Source organism: Bartonella sp. MR110HLJHH (genome assembly GCF_042194225.1).
GTDB classification, from domain to species: domain Bacteria; phylum Pseudomonadota; class Alphaproteobacteria; order Rhizobiales; family Rhizobiaceae; genus Bartonella; species Bartonella grahamii.
Genome location: NZ_JBHIMQ010000005.1, coordinates 41,425 through 64,938, shown reverse-complemented (window position 1 = coordinate 64,938; position 23,514 = coordinate 41,425). Strand labels below are relative to the sequence as shown.

The 23,514-nt window shown below is 36.4% G+C and carries 13 protein-coding genes, 1 tRNA gene and 1 pseudogene; 6 read left to right on the top strand and 9 right to left on the bottom strand.

Translation table 11 applies throughout. From position 1 onward, the window contains the following. The first annotated feature begins 25 nt into the window (after positions 1-25). The gene (gene argS, locus ACFIKB_RS04605; protein ID WP_375652941.1) at positions 26-1,783 is read left to right on the top strand and encodes an arginine--tRNA ligase; all 1,758 of its coding nucleotides are present in this window, start codon (positions 26-28) and stop codon (positions 1,781-1,783) included. A gap of 151 nt (positions 1,784-1,934) precedes the next feature. Next, positions 1,935-4,472, top strand: coding sequence for an SPOR domain-containing protein (locus ACFIKB_RS04600; protein WP_375652940.1), 2,538 nt, complete (start codon positions 1,935-1,937; stop codon positions 4,470-4,472). Between the two features lie 179 nt (positions 4,473-4,651). Here ACFIKB_RS04600 and ACFIKB_RS04595 read toward each other — a convergent pair whose 3' ends face one another. Next, complete coding sequence (locus tag ACFIKB_RS04595) at positions 4,652-4,924, bottom strand: membrane protein (protein WP_015856514.1); 273 nt, start codon at positions 4,922-4,924, stop codon at positions 4,652-4,654. A 305-nt stretch (positions 4,925-5,229) separates the two neighbouring features. Between ACFIKB_RS04595 and ACFIKB_RS04590 the strand changes: the two genes are divergently transcribed. Further along, positions 5,230-6,336: a branched-chain amino acid aminotransferase gene (locus tag ACFIKB_RS04590; protein WP_015856515.1), complete on the top strand. Its 1,107-nt coding sequence runs from the start codon at positions 5,230-5,232 to the stop codon at positions 6,334-6,336. 104 nt (positions 6,337-6,440) lie between these two features. On the opposite strand, the gene glpX is transcribed toward ACFIKB_RS04590, so the two are convergent. Next, positions 6,441-7,427, bottom strand: a complete 987-nt coding sequence (gene glpX, locus ACFIKB_RS04585) for a class II fructose-bisphosphatase (RefSeq protein ID WP_015856516.1) — start codon at positions 7,425-7,427, stop codon at positions 6,441-6,443. A 143-nt stretch (positions 7,428-7,570) separates the two neighbouring features. Continuing rightward, on the bottom strand, positions 7,571-8,887 hold the full coding sequence (locus ACFIKB_RS04580) for a homoserine dehydrogenase (RefSeq protein WP_375635882.1): 1,317 nt from the start codon (positions 8,885-8,887) through the stop codon (positions 7,571-7,573). Between the two features lie 1,253 nt (positions 8,888-10,140). Here ACFIKB_RS04580 and ACFIKB_RS04575 point away from each other — a divergent pair. From ACFIKB_RS04575 to ACFIKB_RS04565, 3 genes are all read left to right on the top strand, one after another. Next, a tRNA-Glu gene (locus ACFIKB_RS04575) sits at positions 10,141-10,215 on the top strand. An 822-nt stretch (positions 10,216-11,037) separates the two neighbouring features. Then, positions 11,038-12,252 (top strand): NADP-dependent isocitrate dehydrogenase, encoded by a 1,215-nt coding sequence (locus ACFIKB_RS04570; protein WP_375635881.1) that lies wholly within the window; start codon positions 11,038-11,040, stop codon positions 12,250-12,252. 121 nt (positions 12,253-12,373) lie between these two features. After that, entirely contained in the window at positions 12,374-13,801 is a 1,428-nt protein-coding gene (locus ACFIKB_RS04565) for an MFS transporter (protein WP_375635880.1), read from the top strand. 43 nt (positions 13,802-13,844) lie between these two features. Here ACFIKB_RS04565 and ACFIKB_RS04560 read toward each other — a convergent pair whose 3' ends face one another. From ACFIKB_RS04560 to gyrA, 6 genes and pseudogenes are all read right to left on the bottom strand, one after another. Beyond that, complete coding sequence (locus ACFIKB_RS04560) at positions 13,845-15,044, bottom strand: MFS transporter (protein ID WP_375635879.1); 1,200 nt, start codon at positions 15,042-15,044, stop codon at positions 13,845-13,847. Positions 15,045-16,342: 1,298 nt separating this feature from the next. Then, positions 16,343-17,461, bottom strand: a complete 1,119-nt coding sequence (tgt, locus tag ACFIKB_RS04555) for a tRNA guanosine(34) transglycosylase Tgt (RefSeq protein ID WP_375635878.1) — start codon at positions 17,459-17,461, stop codon at positions 16,343-16,345. Between the two features lie 1,445 nt (positions 17,462-18,906). Next, complete coding sequence (locus ACFIKB_RS04550; protein ID WP_375635877.1) at positions 18,907-19,419, bottom strand: peptidylprolyl isomerase; 513 nt, start codon at positions 19,417-19,419, stop codon at positions 18,907-18,909. Between the two features lie 18 nt (positions 19,420-19,437). Continuing rightward, positions 19,438-20,031 carry a peptidylprolyl isomerase gene (locus tag ACFIKB_RS04545; RefSeq protein ID WP_375635876.1) on the bottom strand — a complete coding sequence of 198 codons (594 nt, stop codon included), beginning with the start codon at positions 20,029-20,031 and terminating at the stop codon, positions 19,438-19,440. Continuing rightward, positions 20,021-20,540 (bottom strand): annotated as a pseudogene (coaD, locus tag ACFIKB_RS04540) (pantetheine-phosphate adenylyltransferase). The gene ACFIKB_RS04545 and the pseudogene coaD overlap by 11 nt, the downstream one beginning before the upstream one ends. A 24-nt stretch (positions 20,541-20,564) precedes the next feature. Continuing rightward, positions 20,565-23,348, bottom strand: a complete 2,784-nt coding sequence (gyrA, locus tag ACFIKB_RS04535) for a DNA gyrase subunit A (RefSeq protein WP_375635875.1) — start codon at positions 23,346-23,348, stop codon at positions 20,565-20,567. Positions 23,349-23,514: the final 166 nt, after the last annotated feature.

The window sequence follows — 23,514 nt, the reverse complement described above, 5'->3', positions numbered from 1 at the left end:
TTTGGCATCATCATGGAAGCTAAATATGAATATCTTTAAAAACTTCGAAAAAAAAATTAAGAGATCAATTGAATCATCTGATATAAAAGGAAAAAATGGAGAAGATCTAGATTTATCAAAAATTACTGTTGATCCTCCGCGTGATTCCTCCCATGGTCATTTATCAACCAATGCTGCTATGGTGCTTGCAAAATCTATTGGAATGAATCCACGTGCACTTGCAGATAAAATCATAGAACTTCTTAAAAATGATTCCTCTATCGAAAGTATAGATGTTGCCGGTCCTGGTTTTATAAACATAAAGCTTACAAAATTATTTTGGCAAGATGCTATAAAATCCATGCTTGAATTAGGCACTTCTTATGGTCGTATCCCAATGGGACAAGGAAAACGCGTCAATGTTGAATATGTCTCAGCAAATCCGACAGGACCAATGCATGTAGGACACTGCCGCGGAGCGGTTGTTGGAGATGTTCTCTCCAATTTGCTGCAATTTACGGGCTATAACATTACGAAAGAATATTATATCAATGATGCTGGTCAACAAATCGAAGTGCTCGCCCACTCTGTACTATTGCGCTATCGTGAGGCTCTTGGACAAGAAATTAATGAAATTCCAGAAGGGCTCTATCCTGGAGAATACTTGATACCATTGGGACAATCGCTTGCTCAAGAGTTTGGGGATCAACTCCTCACGATGGATAAAGATGAAGCCTTATCTCTTGTAAAAGAACGTGCAATTCATGCAATGATGACCATGATTCGCGAAGATTTGGCTGCTCTTAATATTTATCATGATATCTTTTTTTCTGAGCGAATGCTTTATGCAGATAATGCACGCGCCATTCGTAACACCATCAACGACCTCACTTTAAATGGTTATATCTACAAAGGAAAACTCCCCCCTCCCAAGGGACAAAATACAGAAGATTGGGAACCAAGTGAACAAACTTTGTTCCATTCAACAAATGTTGGTGATGACCAAGACCGTGTTTTAGTCAAATCTGATGGTTCTTACACTTATTTTGCTGCTGATGTTGCTTATTTTCGGGATAAATTTAATCGTCATTTTGATGAAATGATTTATATTCTAGGCGCAGACCATGCTGGCTATGTAAAGAGGCTAGAGGCAATGGCAAAAGCAATTTCTGGGGATAAAGCTAAATTAAGCGTCTTCTTATGTCAATTGGTAAAACTTTTTCGCAACGGTCATCCTGTACGCATGTCAAAAAGAGCAGGATCTTTTGTCACTCTACGCGATGTTGTCGAAGAGGTTGGGCGTGATCCTGTGCGTTTTATGATGCTATACCGTAAGTGTGAAGCACCTCTTGATTTTGATTTTGCAAAAGTAACAGAACAATCAAAAGATAACCCCATCTTTTACGTACAATATGCAAGTGCACGTTGTCACTCAGTCTTTCGTCAAGCACAAGAAGCGCTTCATATTAAAAGCTTTTCAAATGATACATTAATCGCCCATCTTCATCGATTAACAGATGACCATGAAATATTGTTAATACGCAAACTTTCTGAATATCCACGTATCATTGAACAGGCCGTCGTTCATAAGGAACCGCATCGATTAGCGTTTTATCTTTATGACCTTGCTTCCAGCTTTCACACCCATTGGAATAAAGGGAGTGAAAATCTCAATTTACGCTTTATTCAACCTGATGATAAAGAGTTATCCTTTGCAAGATTGGGGCTGATACAAGCTGTTATCAATATTTTATCATCAGGACTTACCATCATAGGAGTCGAAGCACCAATAGAAATGCGTTGAAAAAGTTCTATAAATACATACAATAGGTACTCTATTGATAAACTTTTTCATGTATCCTTGCATGAGAGGGGGAAAATTTATAATTTTAATATAACAAATCAAAATCAACCATTGATTGCACGCAGATGCAAATCACCATGTGAGAAAAGCTATGAGCGATAACGATCGCAAAAATCTACACGAAACAAAACACGATCATGAACACCATGATCCTTTGGAAAGGCTTACGCGCATTTTTAATCCGCACAAACAAAGCGGAAACCAAAATGAGCAATCTTCTTTACAGACAGATCGATCAACATCTCACCCCGAAACATCATCCCATGATGATGATTTTGATTTGTCCTTTCTAGAAGAGGAACTTGAAAATAATTTAGCACATGACTTACCGTTTGATGATCAAAAAAAACAATGGGACTTGCATGCAACCAGCAACGCAACAGCCTCAGATATTGCACAAACTGTTTCTTTCAACCATTCAAAACAAAATAATTTATCTGAAGAGAAATATTCTTCACCTAGCAGTCATGATGAAGAACAAATTTTAGATGAGCTTTCTCCATTACCAATCCCAAAGAATCAATCCCCTCAACAGAAAACAACAGCAACCAGTGCTGATCCGTTTCTTAAAAAAAGTAATCTTATTTCACGATCAGAATCAGAAAATTTCTTTTTTGATAAATCTGAAAGGCGCGAAAATAAGAAAGAGATTCCAGAATCTGTTGAACAAACCAATCGGTTTTCACAAACAAATTCACAACAGCCTAAAACTACGAATATACAACAAACTTATGATGACAATCAAAACCTCTATGACACTCCTGTAAACCATCCCTATAAAATTTCAGCTGATCAAGAAAATTGGATCAAAAAAGATTATTCTGATGTCTCCTCTTCTTATCCTGATATCTCCTCTTCTACAGAGGCAAATGAGTTTTTCTCATCTTCTAACCTTATGTCAGAAAGACAAAACACTGCAAGAAATCAAACAAAAAGTACATTCTCCTCACCTTTGGATTCTCCACCAGTTGATAGACAATCTTATTTAAAGGGGGCTTCACAAGAGGATCATACAACCAATTATCCCCATTTTTTTGAAGAAAACCCTTCACAACAAGAAACTTATAGCGAAAAAGTTCCAATATATAATGAGGCTCAAGCCCAATACATCAATAACACCGAAGGTACCTCTAACCCAAATAGAGAAATTTCATATAATGAAAATAATTCAGATGAGTTTCTTTCCTCATCAGCCTCTTTGAATACAAAACAAACGGATGGCTTTTTTGCCCATAACTATACGCACAGAGATACTCCCCCTCCCAATGTTAATACTTATAAATTTTCAGAGGAAATCGTAGAAAAAACTGGCCCTATTATGGTTCCAGAAGTCCCGTATGAAGCGCCAGAATATGATGTGCCAACTAGTGGTGGTTTAGAAGAAGAATTTGCTGATGTACTTAATGTAGGAAATGTCCCAACGGATAATTTTTCTCAAAAACAACAGAAAAATGAGGTTTTTAGTGAGGTTTTTTATCAGTCTATGCAAAATTCAAAAGAAGGTGTTTATATAAACTCTAAAGAACAAAATTCCGACTATTTTTCTTCTGCCAATATGGAATATAATTTTCCCCCTTTTAGCGAGAATTCATCATACACAAGCTCAAATGAAGTTCCCACGCATCCACCAGCTCCTCCTCCCTTAAAAAGTTTTATTTTTGGTAAAACTTTCATTAAAGGTATTTTTATACTTATTTTAATAGGAATTGGATTTGCTGGTTATTCGCACTTTTTTATGCCATCACAAAAAAATGAAGAAACGATCATTATCCACGCTGATAATGCTCCTTTTAAATTCAAACCAGAAACAACTGAACCGAAAAATGATGTTGCACATAATTTAGATATCTATAAACAAACAACTGAACAAAATGAAAAACAAGAAAACACACAACAATTTCTTATTGATAACTCTGAACAACCTGAAAATTTAAAAGAATTAAATCCTGAAGAATCTTCAAACGCTTCATCTTCTTCTTTAAATGAATCTGATGTTGAAGATGCAGTCACAGAAGCCATAAACCATACTATTCCCACGCAAGAAGTACAAACTGTTATTGTAAATCAAGATGGTACAGTTACACTAGCTCCCGTACATCAAACAAAGAGCAAAACTGCTGCTCAATCTGAAGAAAACATTGATCAAACTCCTAATGAACTTCAAGATTCGTCCCTTGTTTCGTCGCATGATTCGGATATAAACAATCAAGAAATAGACCTTGATCTCAAAAATAATATTGATAAAATAATCGCAGAAAATACTTCTAGCTCAAATATTGAAGAAAAATTTATCCCTATTCCTTCTCATGCAGAAAGAAATACACAAGTTGAAACACCCGCCGCATCTCGCCCCACATCACCAAACAGAGTCGCAGCACAAAATTCAGAAAGTTATTACGTACAACTTGCATCTCAGCCAACGCATGAGCTAGCTAGAAGTTCTTTAAAAAATATGAAATCTAAATTTGGATTCCTTATCGGTGCCCGTTCTTTAAATATTCAACCCGCTTTTATACCAGGAAAAGGTACTTATTACCGTGTTCGGATTCAAACACAAGACCGTAATGAAGCCATAATCCTTTGTGAATCCATTAAAAGTTCTGGAGGAAGTTGCTTCATCACACGCTAAACCAATAATGCAACGGTTGTTAAAACCGTTGCATTATTTATTTCCATACCATTTAATTACTTATCAAAAACTTCAGAAATTAAAATCGTCTAATCTTTTTTATGTCTTTGTTCTGACTTTATTCTTTAATCTACGTCGATTTGCGTCCTATCTAAAAGATTATATTTATGAAAAAATCACTACGTACCCTTATAAGTATAAGGTACAGAAGGAAGCGAATTTAAATCTTTTTTGGGCGTTGTTACGCTTTGGCTTGTTTCTGGAGTATTATAACGCGAACTATGTTCAGGAGATTTTGCAAAAAAAGATCCTAAAAAACCAAAAACAAACCAGATAATAACGACCGCAAGAAGAATAGCAAAAATACCCTTAGCAATTGAAACACGTTGTTCACTATCTCTTCTTTCTGCTGCCATACGTTCTTCATATGTGTGATAATTTTTATCAATCATAGTAGATTCCTTTTCTCAATTCCCTTACCTTTTAATTTCTAGACAATATGCATATATGAAATTATTCAGATACCTATTTTGAGAAAACGATAATTATAGAAAAAAGTTCCAGCTTACTTTATAAAGTTGAGAAAAAGAGGCGAGAGTAGAATTAAAATATCTATAATAGCCTTTGAATTCTATAATAAACCTCTTTGTGTTTTATAATAAAACATTGACACAAAGGTTTTGTTAATAATAGAGTTGTGATCAAAATATCTCATTATTTTTATTAATAAAAATGAAACATACTCAAAAGGTTTTTTATGAAATCTCCTATATCGTCGCTTCCCTTTAAAATAGAAAAACACCCATCTCCTCTGTCAGAAGAAAAATGTGAAGAAATTTTAAAAAATCCCGGTTTTGGTCAATTTTTTACAGACCACATGTGTACTATTCAATGGACTGAAGACAAAGGCTGGCATAATGCCATCATTTCTCAATACAAAGCTTTAGAAATTAACCCTGCAAGTACCGTTTTACATTACGGACAGGAAATTTTTGAGGGTTTAAAAGCATATCGAGCAAAAGATGGGCGCATCTTGCTCTTCCGTCCTGATGCCAATGCACAACGCTTTATAGAATCAGCGAGGCGTTTAGCTATGCCAGAATTGCCAAAAGATATTTTTCTGGATGCCGTTCATCAATTAGTAAAAATTGATCAAAAATGGGTTTCTGATCATCCCAACGCTAGCCTCTATATCCGTCCATTTATGTTTGGCAATGAAAACTTTTTGGGAGTCCGCCCTTCTCAAGAATATCTTTTTTGTATCATAGCCTCTCCAGTTGAATCCTATTTCAAAGGAGAAGAAAAATCTGTCAGTGTATGGATTGAAACAGATTATAGCCGCGCTGGTCCAGGGGGCACAGGCGCTGCAAAATGTGGCGGAAACTATGCAGCAAGCTTACTGGCACAAAAGTGTGCAACGCAAAATAATTGTAGCCAAGTACTCTTTCTTGATATGATTGAACATAAATGGATTGAAGAACTTGGTGGTATGAATGTCTGCTTTATTATGGCAGATAGTACACTTGTAACCCCTGCGCTTAACGGCACTATTCTTCCAGGGATAACTCGTGATTCAATCTTAAGATTAGCTCAACAAATGGGATTAAAAATAGAAGAGCGTCCTTATTCTTTTGCAGCGCTTCAAGAAGATGCAAAGAGTGGACACCTTAAAGAAGTCTTTGCTTGTGGTACAGCTGCCGTTGTCACATCAATTGGTCGTTTTAAATATAAAGGGGGAGAATTTATTATTGGAAATGAAACAGTTGGAGAAGTTACAAAGCAGCTTCGTACACAATTGGTTGGCCTTCAAAAAGGGAACATAGAAGATAAAAATGGCTGGGTTCATTCTGTCCAGCTCTCATAATAATAAGATATTCTCATATCTATAAATGCTTCCATGAAAATAGATTCATGGAAGCGTATTTCCTAAAAAACTCCCTCTATTTTTAATGACGAAAAAAGAAAACATTAATCAAATTTTGAATGATCTCTATGCTGCGCTTTAATATTACGGACTGTACCCGTATGGGAGCGCATTACGAGAGTTTCCGTTTGAATGTAACGAGATGTAAATTTAACACCAGAAAGCATATTGCCATCTGTCACCCCTGTTGCTGCAAACAAAACATCACCCTTTGCCATTTCTTCCATTGTATAAGCTTTATTGGGATCACTAATCCCCATTTTAGCTGCACGAGCAATTTTCTCTTCTGTATCTAGCAGCAAACGACCTTGCATCTGTCCTCCAATGCAGCGCAAAGCAGCAGAAGCTAAAACACCTTCAGGTGCTCCCCCAATCCCCATATAGATATCAATACCTGTTTCTTCTGGATCAGTTGTATCAATAACAGCAGCAACATCTCCATCCCCAATCAAGCGAATCGATGCCCCTGTCGCTCGTACTTCATTAATTAATTTTTCATGACGAGGCCTATCCATAATACAAACAACAATCTGATTAACAGCCACTCCTTTAGCCTTCGCAAGAGCATGGATATTATCGGTAGGACAAGCATCTATATCTACTACTCCCTTTGGATAACCAGGACCAATAGCAATTTTTTTCATATAAACATCAGGAGCGTAAAGGAGATTACCTTTTTCAGCAATTGCAACTACTGCCAAAGAATTGGCAATATTTTTAGCACAAAGTGTTGTTCCCTCTAATGGATCAAGTGCAATATCGATCGCCAATCCACTTTGAAGACCTACTTTTTCTCCAATATAAAGCATAGGCGCTTCATCCCGCTCACCTTCACCAATCACCACTGTACCATCAATAGGCAATCGATTAAGTTCCTGCCGCATTGCATCTACAGCAGCCTGATCCGCAGCTTTTTCATCGCCACGCCCGCGCCAGCGTGCAGCAGCAACAGCAGCACGTTCAGTAACACGTACCAATTCAAGCGTCAAAATACGATCAAGTCCATTTAAAATCTTCTGAGTTGTGGGCATATGAAAAAATCCTACCGAATGAATACCAGAAAAAATATGAGTCCTTATTAAATACTAAGAATAAAGTTTTTGGCAAAGATGAAAATTTTCCACAAGAGACAAAAGAACTCAAGCTTGCCTTTTTGTCATTATCAAGAAAGTTATCAATTCTCTGCCATAGGCTCAATACGAATAAATTGAGATTTTGCAACAAGATGTCCATCTTTTTCAATTTCTGCAAGTGCCTGTCGTACATTCACCTCTGTTGTTTCATGCGTAATTAAAATAATTGTTTTTTCAATTTGATCTTCTACAAAAGATCTTTGAACAATCGACTCCAATGAGATGTGATTATCAGCCATATGCCTTGCAACCGCGGCAAAAACACCAGTACGATCATGAACATTTAAACGAATAAAATAACCCCCTGCATGATGAGAAATACGTGCTTTTTTATGAGGAGTAAGTTCTAATGCTGGACGTCTTAAAACAGGTGCATACTGAAAACCAGAACGCGCTTTTGCTATATCAGCCAAATCACCAATAACGGCTGATGCTGTTGCCATTCCTCCGGCGCCAGGACCAGAAAACAGTAATTCACCTAATAAATCACTTTGAATAGAAAGAGCATTGGTTACGCCATTTATCTGTGCAATCATTGAAGATGTTGGTACCATTGTCGGATGAACGCGTTGCTCTATTCCAGAATCCGTTTTTAATGCAACCCCTAAAAGCTTAATCCGATACCCTAATTCATCAGCTGCTCGAATATCAATTTGCGAAATATTATGAATTCCTTCAACATAAACATCATCTAACGAAACAGCTGTTCCAAATGCCAAGCTTGTCAACAAAGCTAATTTATGAGCAGTATCATTTCCCTCAATATCAAAACTTGGATCTGCTTCAGCATACCCAAGTCTCTGTGCATCTGCTAAACAATCTTTAAATGAAAGACCTTCCGTAAACATGCGTGTTAATATATAATTACAGGTTCCATTGAGAATACCATAAATTCGAGATATGTGATTACTGACAAGTGATTCTCTCATTGCTTTGATAACAGGAATTCCCCCTGCAACAGCTGCTTCAAAATGAAGAAAAATACCTTTTTTTTCTGCAATTATAGCCAGCTCTACTCCATGTCGAGCAAGAAGGGCTTTATTGGCTGTTACAACATGATGTCCCGCCTCAAGCGCTCTCTTAACAGCGGTGTACACCACATCCAATTCACCACCAATTAACTCTACAAAAACATCAATCTCATTAGAAGCAGCCAACTCCACAGCTGAATCAAACCATTTTATATCACTGAGATCAATTCCACGATTACGGTTTTTATCGCGCGCACTAACAGCAACGACTTTGATAAATCGCCCACATTGACAAGCTAAACTATTCGCTTTTTCACATAGAGCTCGAACAACTGAAGTACCAACCGTACCAAGTCCCGCAACACCAACTTTTAAAGCTTCTGCCATTATTAACCACTGATCCCTATCTTCACTGAAAAATCGTTTAAATGATGTGCCAATCAACACAAAGAGTACTTACATCCATAAGAACAAAAGAAATACTCCGCTCTATTCACTTCATGTTCTCCAATAGAATTATCCCCGCTTGTTCAATCAACATTCCTAAAAATATAATATTTATTGTCTTCAAAGATTTCAGAATCTTTATAAAATATCTAATTCAGAATAAAAATCTGTAAAACTGATAAATGCAAGTTGCCATAAAGAAAAGTTCTAAAAAATAATCAATAACAAGTTAAAGAATATTAAGGACTTAGTAAGAAAGAATAAAAACATCTCTTCTAAATTAACAAATACGGAACAAAAAACATTCTTTCATATGATAAATTAAGAGAATGGATAAAACAAAGTAGATCAGTAAATAATAACACATTTCTTCCTACCATTCCATAGTTTGAAATATAAATCTTTAATGCAAAAATCTTAATGCACTTATATATCAAAATAGAACCTTACATTAAAGTAAAAAACAAGACTTAATATGTGCACACCATAATTCTGAAATGTTATAAATATGGAGAATAAATTTGCAAAACTCAAATATTTTACCTAAACTTACTGCCACCCCTTTGAAAAACTAGCGAATTGAAATGACAAAAACCTCAATCTACCCTTTACCCATGCTAATTCATTTTCAAATAAATAACCTTCTCAACATTTGAGGGAACAAATGAAGGGGTTTTAATTTTAATTTCCTTATAAACATGTAAAAGTAAAGATAAGAAAAATATTTTTAATATATTCTGTAAAAATTGCTTTAATATTTTCATTTTCATCATACAGAATCTATTTATATTTTTAAAACTGAAACTAAGCTATGGCTTATGCCTCAAAAAACTTTTGTATGATTGGTATTATTTGTTTATTTGGTAATAAATATTGTCTTTTTACTTCATAAATTATACAGTTTTTTGCTTTATGATAAGTTCAAATGAGAAATCTTCTGTATAAAGGCTCTTTCAAGCAAGTTAAATAATATTCTCATGTGCAAGCAAAGATAACAAACGATAAAATATGCAAAAAATAAACACATTTAAAATAATGTTTTGATCATTTTTTCCTACTACTCAAACTGAAAAGAAACAATCCAAACAGGAATTGCTCAAAAATTATTCAATAAAACACACTTTTTTCAAAAAAAATGACACAGAGGGCTTGCGAAGTAAAAAGATCCTCTCTATAAGCCTCATCAATGGTTTGCGCCCATCGTCTAGCGGTTAGGACATCGCCCTTTCACGGCGGAAACAGGGGTTCGATTCCCCTTGGGCGTACCATCATCTTTTTTTCTATGTGTAATACATTCATTTTATTCGTATTTTAAAAAATGAGGAATGCATAAATAAAAACGAGGGAATAAGATTTTTAAAGGGATCTCTTCGTAAAAAAGATACAAGAATCATTAGATAACTGATTTCTTTGTTGCATTTCGAGGATAGTGTTTTACTGCGCACAGTTAATAACAATAAAAATCGATAAAATATAAAAATTAGAGGGTTCTAGCTCGTGATCCGGTGAGTTTATAAGCCATATTCTTGCGTATACCGTTAATTTTTAAATTAAAACCAGCCACATCATTTATACGTTTCTTCCAACCTTCAAAACTGAAATTTACCCCAAAACGCATTTTATATGAAGCATTTCTAATTACAGTGCCTGTGCATCACATTAAACTTTTCTATAAACAAGCAGACCGTAATCTTAGAATTGAAATGCGATATAAAAATAGATTCTTATTCACCTAACACAACAAATCAAGAAACTATAATTTAGAATACGATCAACTTATTAAATGGAAACTCTGATAATAAAAATGCATAATCCCTGCCCCCAGTGATCTAACTACCTTATCTATTAAACAGATTCTTCATCAATCATAGAATAATTATAGATTTGCAAACACATCACTTCTTTTCAAAAAACTTCTATTCAAAAATTAAACCCTCCAACAAAATTTACACTCTATTGATAATATATTCTAAAAATTGATAATATATTCTAAAAGCTCATATTTGAATGCTTTTTTCCCTTGTTTTTACTTTTCATTATAAACTTGAAAGTGCTATAAAGTAGTATCGCTTAAAAAAAAAGGACTTCTAATGGCAAAGATCAAAATAGAAAACCCCGTTGTTGAACTTGATGGGGATGAGATGACCCGTATCATCTGGAAATATATCAAAGATAAATTAATCCATCCCTATCTCGACATTGATCTCAAATATTATGATCTTTCCGTCGAAAATCGTGATGCAACCAATGATCAGGTAACAATCGATTCTGCCAATGCTATCAAAAAATATGGGGTTGGTATAAAATGTGCAACCATCACACCTGATGAGGCACGCGTTAAAGAATTTAACCTAAAAAAAATGTGGAAATCACCTAATGGCACAATTCGCAATATTTTAGGAGGAGTCATTTTTCGCGAACCCATTATCTGTAAAAACGTCCCTCGCCTTGTTCCTAACTGGACAAAGCCAATTATTATCGGACGTCACGCTTTTGGTGATCAGTACAAGGCAACAGATTTTAAATTTCCAGGAAAAGGGAAATTAAGTATTAAATTTGTAGGTGATGACAATCAAGTTATTGAACATGATGTTTTTGATGCCCCAAGCGCAGGGGTTGCTATGGCTATGTATAACCTTGACGAGTCAATTCGTGATTTTGCCCGCGCATCCTTTAATTATGGACTACAACGGAATGTTCCAGTTTATCTTTCAACAAAAAATACCATTCTAAAAACTTACGATGGTCGTTTTAAAGATATCTTTCAAGAAATATTTGATACGGAATTCAAAACTGAATTTGAAAACCGTAAATTATATTACGAACACCGCCTCATTGATGATATGGTTGCTTCTGCACTTAAATGGTCAGGGGGCTATGTATGGGCATGTAAAAACTATGATGGTGATGTTCAATCTGATATTGTTGCTCAAGGCTTTGGTTCCCTTGGTCTCATGACCTCTGTTCTTATGACACCAGATGGTAAAATTGTTGAAGCAGAAGCAGCACACGGCACAGTAACACGCCATTACCGTCAGCATCAAAGAGGCGAAGAAACATCAACAAATTCTATCGCATCTATTTTCGCATGGACACGTGGACTGGCGCACCGTGCTAAACTAGATAACAACGAGAAATTAAAAAACTTCGCCAAAACATTAGAAGAAGTTTGTATTAAGACCGTTGAAGAAGGTTTTATGACCAAAGATCTCGCGCTTTTGATTGGACCTAAACAAAAATGGCTTTCTACAACAGGTTTTCTTGATAAAATTGATGAAAATCTTAAAAAAGCTGTGAACAATTAAGTTATCACTTCATTTAAATTCCAAAGCTCTACGAAAGGAGGGCTTTGAATCTTTTCTTGGCAAATTCAGATAACTGCCTTATAAATAAAAAAGGTCAACTCTTTACTGAATAGCAAAAACAGTGAAAAAAAAAAGCTGGTCTGCACTTTTATTAGGTAAAAATGGTATTCGCTTTTTAACGTTTATAGGCGGTGTAGTGTTGCACGCTACTAATGTTTATGTAGTTATTACTATTTTACCCTCTCTTATGAGTGATCTTGGCGATGGACTGTACTATTCTTGGGTGGCAACTGTTTTTATTACAGCGTCGCTCCTTGGGACTTCGCTTGCAACCAAAATATTAGAGAAAACAGGTCCTCGCAAAGCTTATGTGATCTCTGGTTTTATTTTTACTTTTGGTACCTTCATATGTGCTACAGCTTCGGCTATGCCATTATTTTTAATAGGGCGCTTTATTCAAGGATTTGGAAGCGGCTCTTTACTATCCCTATCCTATTCTATGGTGCGTCTTGTTTTTAGTCCATCTGTATGGTCACATGCATTGAGTATCATCTCTGGAATGTGGGGAATATCAACCTTGTTAGGACCAGCTATCGGTGGCATTTCTGTACATTATGGCGTATGGAGAGCATCCTTTTGGGTTATCGGCATATTAGCGATAATCTTCTTGCTCATAGCTCTTAAAGTTTTACCAAAAGAAAATGAAAGAGAGATTCCAACATCCCCTTTTCCTCTCCTACAACTCTCCATACTCATCTTATTAATTTTTATTATTTCTGCTGGTAGTGCTATAAATACCACAATTGCGCAAATTTGCGGATTAGTTATTGGATTAACCCTTTTCTTTGTTCTAGCAAAGATCGAATCATCCACACTTCATCCCATGTTACCGCATAAATCCTTTTCCTTCTCTTCTGAGTTTTTTTCTATTTATGCATTGATACTCGTTATGACGACAGTCGTGTATAGCGTAGAGCTTTATTTTCCACTTTTTCTTCAAGAGCTTCATGGACAAGCCCCACTTATTGCTGGTTATATAGCGTCACTCATGAGCTTAGGCTGGACATGCGGTTCTCTATCAAGTGCTGGTATATCCGCAAAAAAAGTTCGCAGCATTATTGTGTATTCCCCCATATTAAGCCTTTTCGGTATAAGCAGTCTTTTATGGCTCATTCCAATAAAAGATTCTACATCTGAACATATTTTTATCATTTGCTTAGCATTGTTTTCTATCGGGATTAGCGCAGGCATAGCGTGGCCGCATTTGTTAACACGGATCTTACAATGTGCAAACAATGAAGATACTCTACGTGCTAGCGAATCCCTTACCTCTGTACAGCTATTTTCAGCCGCGTTAAGTGCAACACTTGCAGGAACAATCACCAATTTTGCTGGTCTCTTTAATCCTGGAGGAATAGTAGGAATGATTTCAGCCGCCAAGACTCTTCTTGTCGTACTCATCGGTCTTTTATTTTGTCTTGGTATTCCATTTGCTCTACGCGTTTCCTATCGCATATTAAAAAACCCAACAGGACAATCAAATAACTAAATAAATAAAAAAATATTTTTTCTCTTAATAGTTAAAAGAAATGTTAAGTATGCTTCTCCATATACCATGAGACGCAAAAAATCATTAACCCACACAAAGTCAGAACACTTCCTAAAATAGCTGTATATTCATAACTATAGCCCAATTTTAAAACTAATGCTCCAGATTCTGCACCAAGAGCGTTGGCAATATTAAAAGCAGACTGCATTAATGCTCCTGCCAAAATCTGTCCCTGTAGTGCAACATCCATAATTTTTGTTTGTATAGAAGGCATAGCAGCAAAAGAAGTCCCAACAAAAAAGCATCCTACTGCCGCTGTTAACGGAGCATAGGATAAAAAGAAAAAAAGAAAAAAAACAAATACGCTCCAAAGCATAGAAAAAAATATCATCGGCGAAATACCAATTTTAACAGCTAATTTAGGCCCCAAGAGATTTCCTACCACCATTCCCAATCCAACTAGCGGCATGATAAATGGTACCCACTCAAGTGAAACACCAGAAATATGCATTAATGTTGACTTGATATAAGTGAAAACAGAAAATAATCCTGACGCTCCCACCGAAACCATAAACAAAAGAAGCCATACCTGCTTTTGCTTTAATGCACCCATTTCGTGCAAAGGATTCGTTTTTGGAAAACTTAAATCACAAGGCAAAAAATTCCAAATAAGCAAACAACATAATAAAGCAATCATACCAACAAGGACAAAAGCAATCTGCCAACCAATAAGTTGACCAATCCAAGTAGCACTGGGTGCTCCCAAAACGGTTGCAATTGTTAAGCCAAGCATAACATATCCAACAGCTTTAGAACGTTCTTTCATTTCTACCATTGAAGAGGCAACCATAGCCGCAAGTCCAAAATAGATTCCATGGGGAAGTCCACTGAGAAAGCGTAATACTACTAATATGCTAAAATCAGAAACAAAGGCACTAGCAATATTTGCTAAAGCATAAAAAAGCATCAATCCTATCAAAACAGTTTTGCGTGATACCTGAGCTGTTGCCACAGCTAAAAGAGGTGCTCCAATCACAACTCCTAATGCATAAGCAGAAATATATTGACCAGCGGTAGGAATATCAACATATGAACTTCGTGCCATCTCTGGCAGTAGCCCCATTGCAACAAACTCTGCAGTACCAATAGCAAAACTCCCCACGGCAAGAGCTAAAATTATTAAACGCCGTATTCTCGAATCAATTCCCAATGCAAGAACTTTTTGTTTATAAGAATCCCTCATATCATCACTTCTGGATAAGAGTTTTAACTGTAGATATCTGTAATATACACAAACAAAAATTCAAAACATTGTTATACGCATGCCCAATAGTCCCCAATAAAGTTTTAGAAATATTTTGATATATAAAGCATTTTATGGAGTTTTAAGTAAGTTCTTTAACGGAAAATCTTTGAAAACCTCAAAGTTATAGATGTATTCACCTATTTTTATCGAATCTGCCAGATAATAAAATTTGTCTCCTCTTTTCAGCAGTTCCGATTTTACAGTAAAACCTTTATTTTGCAACGATATCCTATACCCTATAAATAATTCTAAAATTTGTCGAATAATGCACTTCAAACAAGTGAACCACATCTCATCATTATCTTGATACAAAAATAAAACTTCTCACAAAATTATTGTTGCATTATTTTTGTTATCTAAATGCAGATCATCCAAATTGATAAGCTATAATTTCAACTTTACGCCATTCTTATAAATTATTATAGAATCCTTTAAAAACTCTCATGATAATAGTGCTTGGTTTCTAGATTTATTAAATATCCTCTTTTAGGCAGCTTTACCCCTCCCTCCTCTAACAGAGGAATCGCATCAGATATCTAACTCATTATCTTTAAATTAAAATATTCACGTAAATATATATGCTTATTTTCAGATAAATTCTATAAACAGAGCAGAAAACAAATATAATAAGTTTTATTTTAATATATTTATCGATATTTTATAAATATGGTAATTATCGTGATTAATGTTTAAATTTTTATGACATAACATATTTTTTTATTTTATATATTAATAATATTATATAAATCTATTGTAAGTAATACTTATATTAAGATATTAAAATAATGAAAACTTAAAATATACAATTATAATATTTAAAATGTTATAATCTTAGCTTAGTTTTCTTTTAATTTGCTAAAATTTATCTATACGGTTGTATATAACCCATTCTTTACCTTTAGTAATAAAAAACACAAATTAGCTCATAAAAATACAATTTTCATACTTCTTTAAGAGTTCGCTAACGCCTCATTAACATTGTTGCTTTAAACAGTCATCAGAAACAGAAATAAACTGTTTTTCTCCGGATCAGGTAGCGCGTACCGGAGTAACAGTTTCTGTTTTATATAGTAATTAGAAAAAGAATATATGCCCTATAAAACCGCACTGCTATATCTTAGGATAGTGGAATTTATAATTTTGGAAGGTGTTTCTAATTTCATATTTTTAGCTAAATTTGTAAGTGCAAGAATAAATTCAATAAAAAAATGAAACGTTATATTACGATTAATATTTTAGCGTCCTTGTGCCCATAGCGCACGAGTTTCAGCGCAAAAATCAGCATAACAGCCTTCTTCAATGGCATCACGAATTCCCTGCATCAGTTGTTGATAATAAAAAAGATTATTCCAAGTCAACAACATACCCCCAAGAGATTCACCAGATTTGATCAAATGATGCAAATAAGCACAACTATAATCATGTGCTGCTGGACAAAGTGACTGCGAATCAAGAGGATGTGGATCTTCTGCATAACGCGCATTACGCAAATTAATTCTACCAAAGCGGGTAAAAGCTAAACCATGACGTCCTGCACGCGTCGGCATAACACAATCAAACATATCAACACCACGAGCAACACTTTGTAAAATATCATCAGGTGTTCCTACTCCCATAAGATAGCGTGGTTTATCCTCTGGTAAAATCGGACAAGTAGTATCCAATACTGCTGTCATAACACTCTGCGGCTCACCAACAGCAAGCCCTCCAATAGCGTAACCTTTTAAATCCATTTCTTTTAATGCTTGAGCAGAACGTTCACGCAGTTTCATATTATCACCACCTTGAACAATCCCAAACAATGCTTTATCTGGCTGATCTCCAAAAGCTGTTTTACAACGCTGCGCCCACCGCAATGAAAGTTCCATAGCTTCTTCCATTTCTTTTTCAGTTGCAGGTAATGCAATACATTGATCTAACTGCATCTGGATATCCGCACCAAGAAGTTCTTGAATTTCGATAGAACGCTCTGGACTCATTTCATAGTAAGCTCCATTAATGTAAGAGCGAAAAATCACACCTTGTTCAGTAATTTTACGGATTCCCGCCAATGACATAACCTGAAAGCCACCAGAATCGGTTAAAATAGGTCCACTCCAGCGTGAAAATTCATGTAATCCTCCCAAACGCGCAACACGTTCAGCTCCTGGACGTAACATTAAATGATAAGTATTCCCTAAAATGATATCTGCACCAAGATCACGTATCTGATCCATATACATAGCCTTAACGGTTCCCGCCGTTCCAACAGGCATAAATGCGGGTGTACGAACACATCCTCGCCCCGTTATAATTTCGCCTCGACGTGCATACCCATCTTGAGCAATTTTTCTATAATGAAATGTCTTTATCATAACTCTCGTCTTTTTGATTCCATCAATGCATATCTCTATAGAAAGAAAAAAGGTATCCCCTTACGAGCATTGTCATAAGCTTTATGAATTAATTTTTGATTCGCTCAATATTGTAACCAGCATAAAAAATTAAACGAGATAAAAGAACATTTCTTGTTAAGAAATCACCATAATAAAGTGATAATCTAGCTCCAGAAAAATAGTAAAATCTTTATAATATCATACCTCAAAATACCTACGCTTAACGCACTAAATCCTTAATAGAACTGCAAAATTATTATCACAATAATCTCATCTTCACATACTTCCATAAGCAGTAACTTTGTACGCATAGAAGAAAAATCTGAACGCATTGTACAGCTTACAATATTCTTTACTTTTACAGATAAAAATTTTTCATCTACTGGGCACGGCGATCCTCACGCTTAATAAAAGCGCAAATGAGCATAATCATTTATCCCCTCACAATATTGAGATAATTCACAAAAAAAATTAACGTGTAATAAAAACACTTAAAAAAACTAAAAATGCTTTTTGTAAAGATTCTCAAATACCAAAAACTCTATCGTAACATTAGAGGCTGAAAAAGCGTATGATGGTACCCGCTCTTGCTCCTTCACAAGCTTTAAAGATGGTAGTGCATAATAGATTTATACTATTATAGCTTTAAAACTATAAACGCCATAAACGTCATTGTGGAAGTGAATGTTGATATGCACTGAGAAATGCTTCTTAAAAAACACGTAAATATGCAACATAAGTATATTCCGTTTGGAACGTTCCTCTATTAAAAAGCGAGAAAAATAAAAGCGTAAGGCTATGCATAACCTTCATTATTTAAATGATATTGCTTTAGATACTTTTTAAAAAAGTAAAGCTGAATTAAAAAGGAGATGGCAAGACTAGCCATTTGTTTCACCTCTGCGCCTTTATATTCTTCTAAGATTAAACTGTCTTCTTGTTTTAAAGATTACACCAATGATATATAATATAAAAGCTGTTTTCCTACCTTGCTAGGAAAACTGGAGCAGCTAGTAAGGCTCTTATCCGTATTAATATGTGTTTCAAACATGCTGCTACATTAGGATTGGATGTTGATTTACAAGCAGCAACAAAAGCACACGCTCTCTCAGGAAAGTAACATCATAAAACCTTAATAGACCGACAATGAATTGAAGAGAAATGCCGAATTTTTTATAAAACACTTTTCCAAACAACAACCATAACACAACAGACTTTGCGTTTTCTTATTCTGACAGGTGTTTGTACAAATCCTTTGCATTATACTCTTCAGGAAGATCCGATTGAAGGAAATATATGGACAATTCTTAGCTCGAAATTATAAAAGGTAAGCGTGATACTACAAAAAAGTTTTGTGTGCCTTTATTGATCAGAAAAGAGTATTTTTTCTTAGAAACTTACAATTGAAATCAGTATAATTTACACTATTTTGCATCCGCAGCAATAACGGCTTTGGTAATTGAATCTGGATCTGCAACAGGTTCACCACGTTTAATTTTATCAACATTTTCCATACCTTCAACAACCTGCCCCCATATGGAATATTGACGATCAAGCCACGGAGCATCTGCAAAACAAATAAAAAACTGAGAATTAGCAGAATTTGGATTCTGACTACGTGCCATAGAAACTGTACCACGCTTATGAGAAAGATTTGAAAACTCTGCTGTTAAATTTGGTTTTTCTGCCCCCCCCATACCCGCACGTGATAAATTGAATTTTTCACTATCCTTCTTTCCAAATTGCACATCCCCAGTTTGCGCCATAAAACCATCAATAACGCGATGGAAAATAACATTATCATAAGCACCTTCACGTACCAGTTCTTTAATACGTGCAACATGACAAGGCGCTAAATCAGCCAAAAGATCAATAACAACTCTACCCTTTGTTGTTTCAAGAATTAAAGTATTCTCTGGATTTTTATTCTCAGCCATATGGAAAGCTCCTTTGATTCATTTCTCAACTTGTAAAGTAGCAGCATTAATAACATCAGGATTTTTTACAGATCCATTATTGCTTGTCGTACCTTTTTTTATTTTATCAACAACATCCATCCCCTTTATAACCTCTCCAACAACCGTATACTGACCATTTAAAAAAGCAGCATCATCAAAACAAATGAAGAATTGAGAATTCGCGGAATCCGGATCTTGTGACCGTGCCATCCCAACAGTACCACGCTTAAACGGCTGCTTTGAAAACTCTGCCGGTATATTGGGATAATTTGAGCCACCCATACCAACGCGTTTCAGATCAAAATCTCTACTGCCTTTTTTTCCAAACTTTACATCACCAGTTTGTGCCATGAAATTAGGAATAACGCGATGAAATACAACATTATTATAGGCCCCTTCTTCTGTTAATCTTTTAATTTGCGCAACATGTTTTGGCGCCAAATCAGGACGCAGACGAATAATGACATCACCATCTTTGAGAGATAAAACAAGAAGGCTTGCATCACTCGCTGGACTAGAATTACCGGCGACAGCGGACAATGAAAAAAAACAAAACACACATAACAAAACAGCAAAAATTCTACGAGACACAATTATTCTCCCCTAAAAGATTGGAATTTCGAGCTCAAAGCTTGTGCAATATTGGGCGGTACAAATGGTGTTACATCACCTCCCATAGAGGCAATTTGGCGTACCAATGTAGAAGTTATTGCACGCCCAGAAACGCTTGCCGGCAAAAAAACAGTTTGCAATTCAGGAGCCATAACGCCATTCATCCCTGCCATTTGCATTTCATAATCAAGATCAGTACCATCACGCAATCCACGAATGAGAAATGAAGCACCAACTTCACGCGCCTTCTCAATTAGAAGGTTGCTAAAGGAAAGAACCTGCAATCGATTAGAATCCGCACCAAAAAAGTCTTTCCCTACCTGCGTAATGAAATCAACACGCTCTTCAAAGCTAAAGAGTGTTTTTTTGTCAGCCTGTATCCCTATAGCGACGACCACCTTATCAGCTAACACAAAACACCCTTTCAAAACATCAAGATGACCATTTGTAAGAGGATCAAAAGAACCTGCGTAAAGAGCAATTTTCATGATTTTACTCCATCCTCTTCAAAATTATTTTTCTTCGCTCATATCAACTGTATCAGAATGCTTCTCACCTTCATCATCTAATGAACTCGTATCATCTTCAGGTTCAGAAATACGTTCAACCGATACGACTCTTTCACCTTTGGCTGTATTAAAAATTGTGACTCCCTTAGTTGAGCGCCCAGCAGTACGAATTCCCTCAACAGGAACACGAATAAGCTGTCCTCCATCTGATACCAACATAATTTGATCTTGCGCCTTCACCGGAAAAGCCGCTACTAATTTACCAATTTCAGCTGTTTTAGATGGATCCGTTGCACGAATCCCTTTTCCGCCACGTCCGGAAATCCGGAACTCATAGGACGAAGAGCGTTTACCATAACCAAACTCACTCACCGTCAAAAGCATTTGTTCACGTGCATGAAGTTCTGTATAACGTTCATCTGTTAACTCTGTTTCAGCACCCCCATCTTCCTCATCAAGAGTTACAATATCTTCAACATCAGCATCTGCACCAGAAGCACGCCGTTCATTCATTACACGTTTAATATAAGCAGAACGCTCAATGGACGTCGCCTCGACATGCTCCAAAATTGTCATCGAAATGACTTTATCGCCTTTAGCTAAATTGATACCACGAACTCCCACAGAATTACGCCCAGCAAAGACACGAACATCAACAACTGGAAAACGGATACATTGTCCATTAGCTGTTGTTAGAACAACATCATCATGTTCTGTACAGGTTTCAACAGAAAGAATTTCATCTTCTTCATCAAGTTTCATTGCAATTTTACCATTACGATTAACTTGAATGAAATCTGATAATTTATTACGACGCACAGTTCCACGTGTCGTCGCAAACATAACATCCAATGCACTCCAGCTCGCTTCATCTTCAGGCAAAGGCATAATCGTTGTAATACGCTCACCTTGTTGTAAGGGAAGCATATTGATCAAAGCCCGCCCACGCGATTGGGGTGTCCCCAGCGGCAATCGCCAAACTTTTTCCTTATAAACAATCCCACGTGATGAAAAGAAAAGAACCGGAGTATGCGTATTGGCAACAAACAATCGCGTTACAAAATCCTCATCCTTCGTGGACATACCAGAACGCCCCTTACCACCACGTCGCTGTGCACGATAGGTATTAAGAGGCACACGTTTAATATAGCCACTATGACTCACCGTTACCACCATATCCTCTGGTGCGATCAGATCTTCACTCTCCATCTCAGCGCTACCAAAACCAAATACGGTACGTCGCGGCGTTGCAAATTCCTCACGAAGAGCACTCAACTCATTCTTAACAATACACATAATGCGTACGCGTGATGCCAAGATATCAAGATAGTCAGCGATATCCACGCCAATTTTATTCAATTCATCAGCGATTTCATCACGCCCAAGGGCTGTCAATCGTTGCAAACGCAATTCTAAAATAGCACGCGCCTGTTCTTCAGAGAGATTATAAGTACCATCCTCATGAATAATATGACGAGGATCATCAATAAGTTTAATCAAAGGCGCGACATCCATTGCTGGCCAGCGTCGCTCCATTAACTGTGCACGTGCTGTCTGCGGATCAGGAGCTTTGCGAATAAGTGCTATAATTTCATCAATATTGGCAACAGCAAGGGCAAGACCAACCAAAACATGTGCTCGCTCACGCGCTTTACGCAAAAGATATTTTGTTCGCCGACTGACAACTTCTTCCCGAAATGAAACAAATGCACGAAGCATATCAAGCAACGTCATCTGTTCGGGTTTTCCCCCATTCAAAGCAACCATATTACAACCAAAGGAAGTTTGTAGCGGCGTATACCGATATAATTGGTTTAAAACAACTTCCGCAACGACATCTTTCTTTAGCTCAATAACAACCCGATACCCATCACGATCAGATTCGTCACGCAAATCAGAGATTCCCTCAATGCGTTTATCGCGCACCAATTCGGCCATTTTCTCAATCATCGTTGCCTTATTAACTTGATAAGGGATCTCACTCACAATAATTGCTTGTCGACCACTGCGAATTTCTTCGATCTCAACTTTAGCACGCATAATGATTGAGCCACGCCCTGTTTCATAAGCTGCACGAACACCAGAATGGCCGAGGATAATGCCTCCTGTAGGAAAATCCGGACCAGGAATAATTTCAATTATTTTATCGAGTGTGATATCGGGATTGTCAATCAAAGCGATACAACCATCAACGATTTCACCAAGATTATGGGGAGGAATATTGGTCGCCATTCCCACAGCAATCCCCCCTGACCCATTAACCAAAAGATTGGGAAAACGCGCTGGTAAGACAACCGGTTCACGCTCACGCCCATCGTAATTATCCTGAAAATCAACAGTATCTTTATCGATATCAGCTAAAAGTTCTTCTGAAACTTTTTCTAAACGACACTCAGTATAGCGCATGGCCGCGGGTGGATCACCATCAACGGAACCAAAATTTCCTTGACCATCAATCAATGGATTTCTTAAAGAAAAGTCCTGCGCCATACGCACTAAAGCATCATAAATTGAAGCATCACCATGGGGATGGAATTTCCCCATAACCTCACCAACAACACCAGCAGATTTACGATATGACTTATTGAAAGAAAGCCCCATCTCATTCATAGCATGAAGGATACGTCGATGAACAGGCTTAAGACCATCACGAACATCAGGGAGTGCACGTGAAACAATCACGCTCATCGCATAATCGAGATAGGAGCGTTGCATTTCATCAATAATACTGATTGGTTCAATACCGGTTAGCACATCACGTTCTGGGTGTGGAGTAAGATCGGTCACAATTTTAAAACTTTCAAAAAAGAATCATTTCACTTTATTTATATCGAAAAATACACCAAAATGCTAATTTCTCCCCCATGACAAAAAAGAAATTTAACAATATTTTTCAATATGTTATTAATTTATGTTAAAATTACCAATAATAATCAACAATTTTCACTTCGCT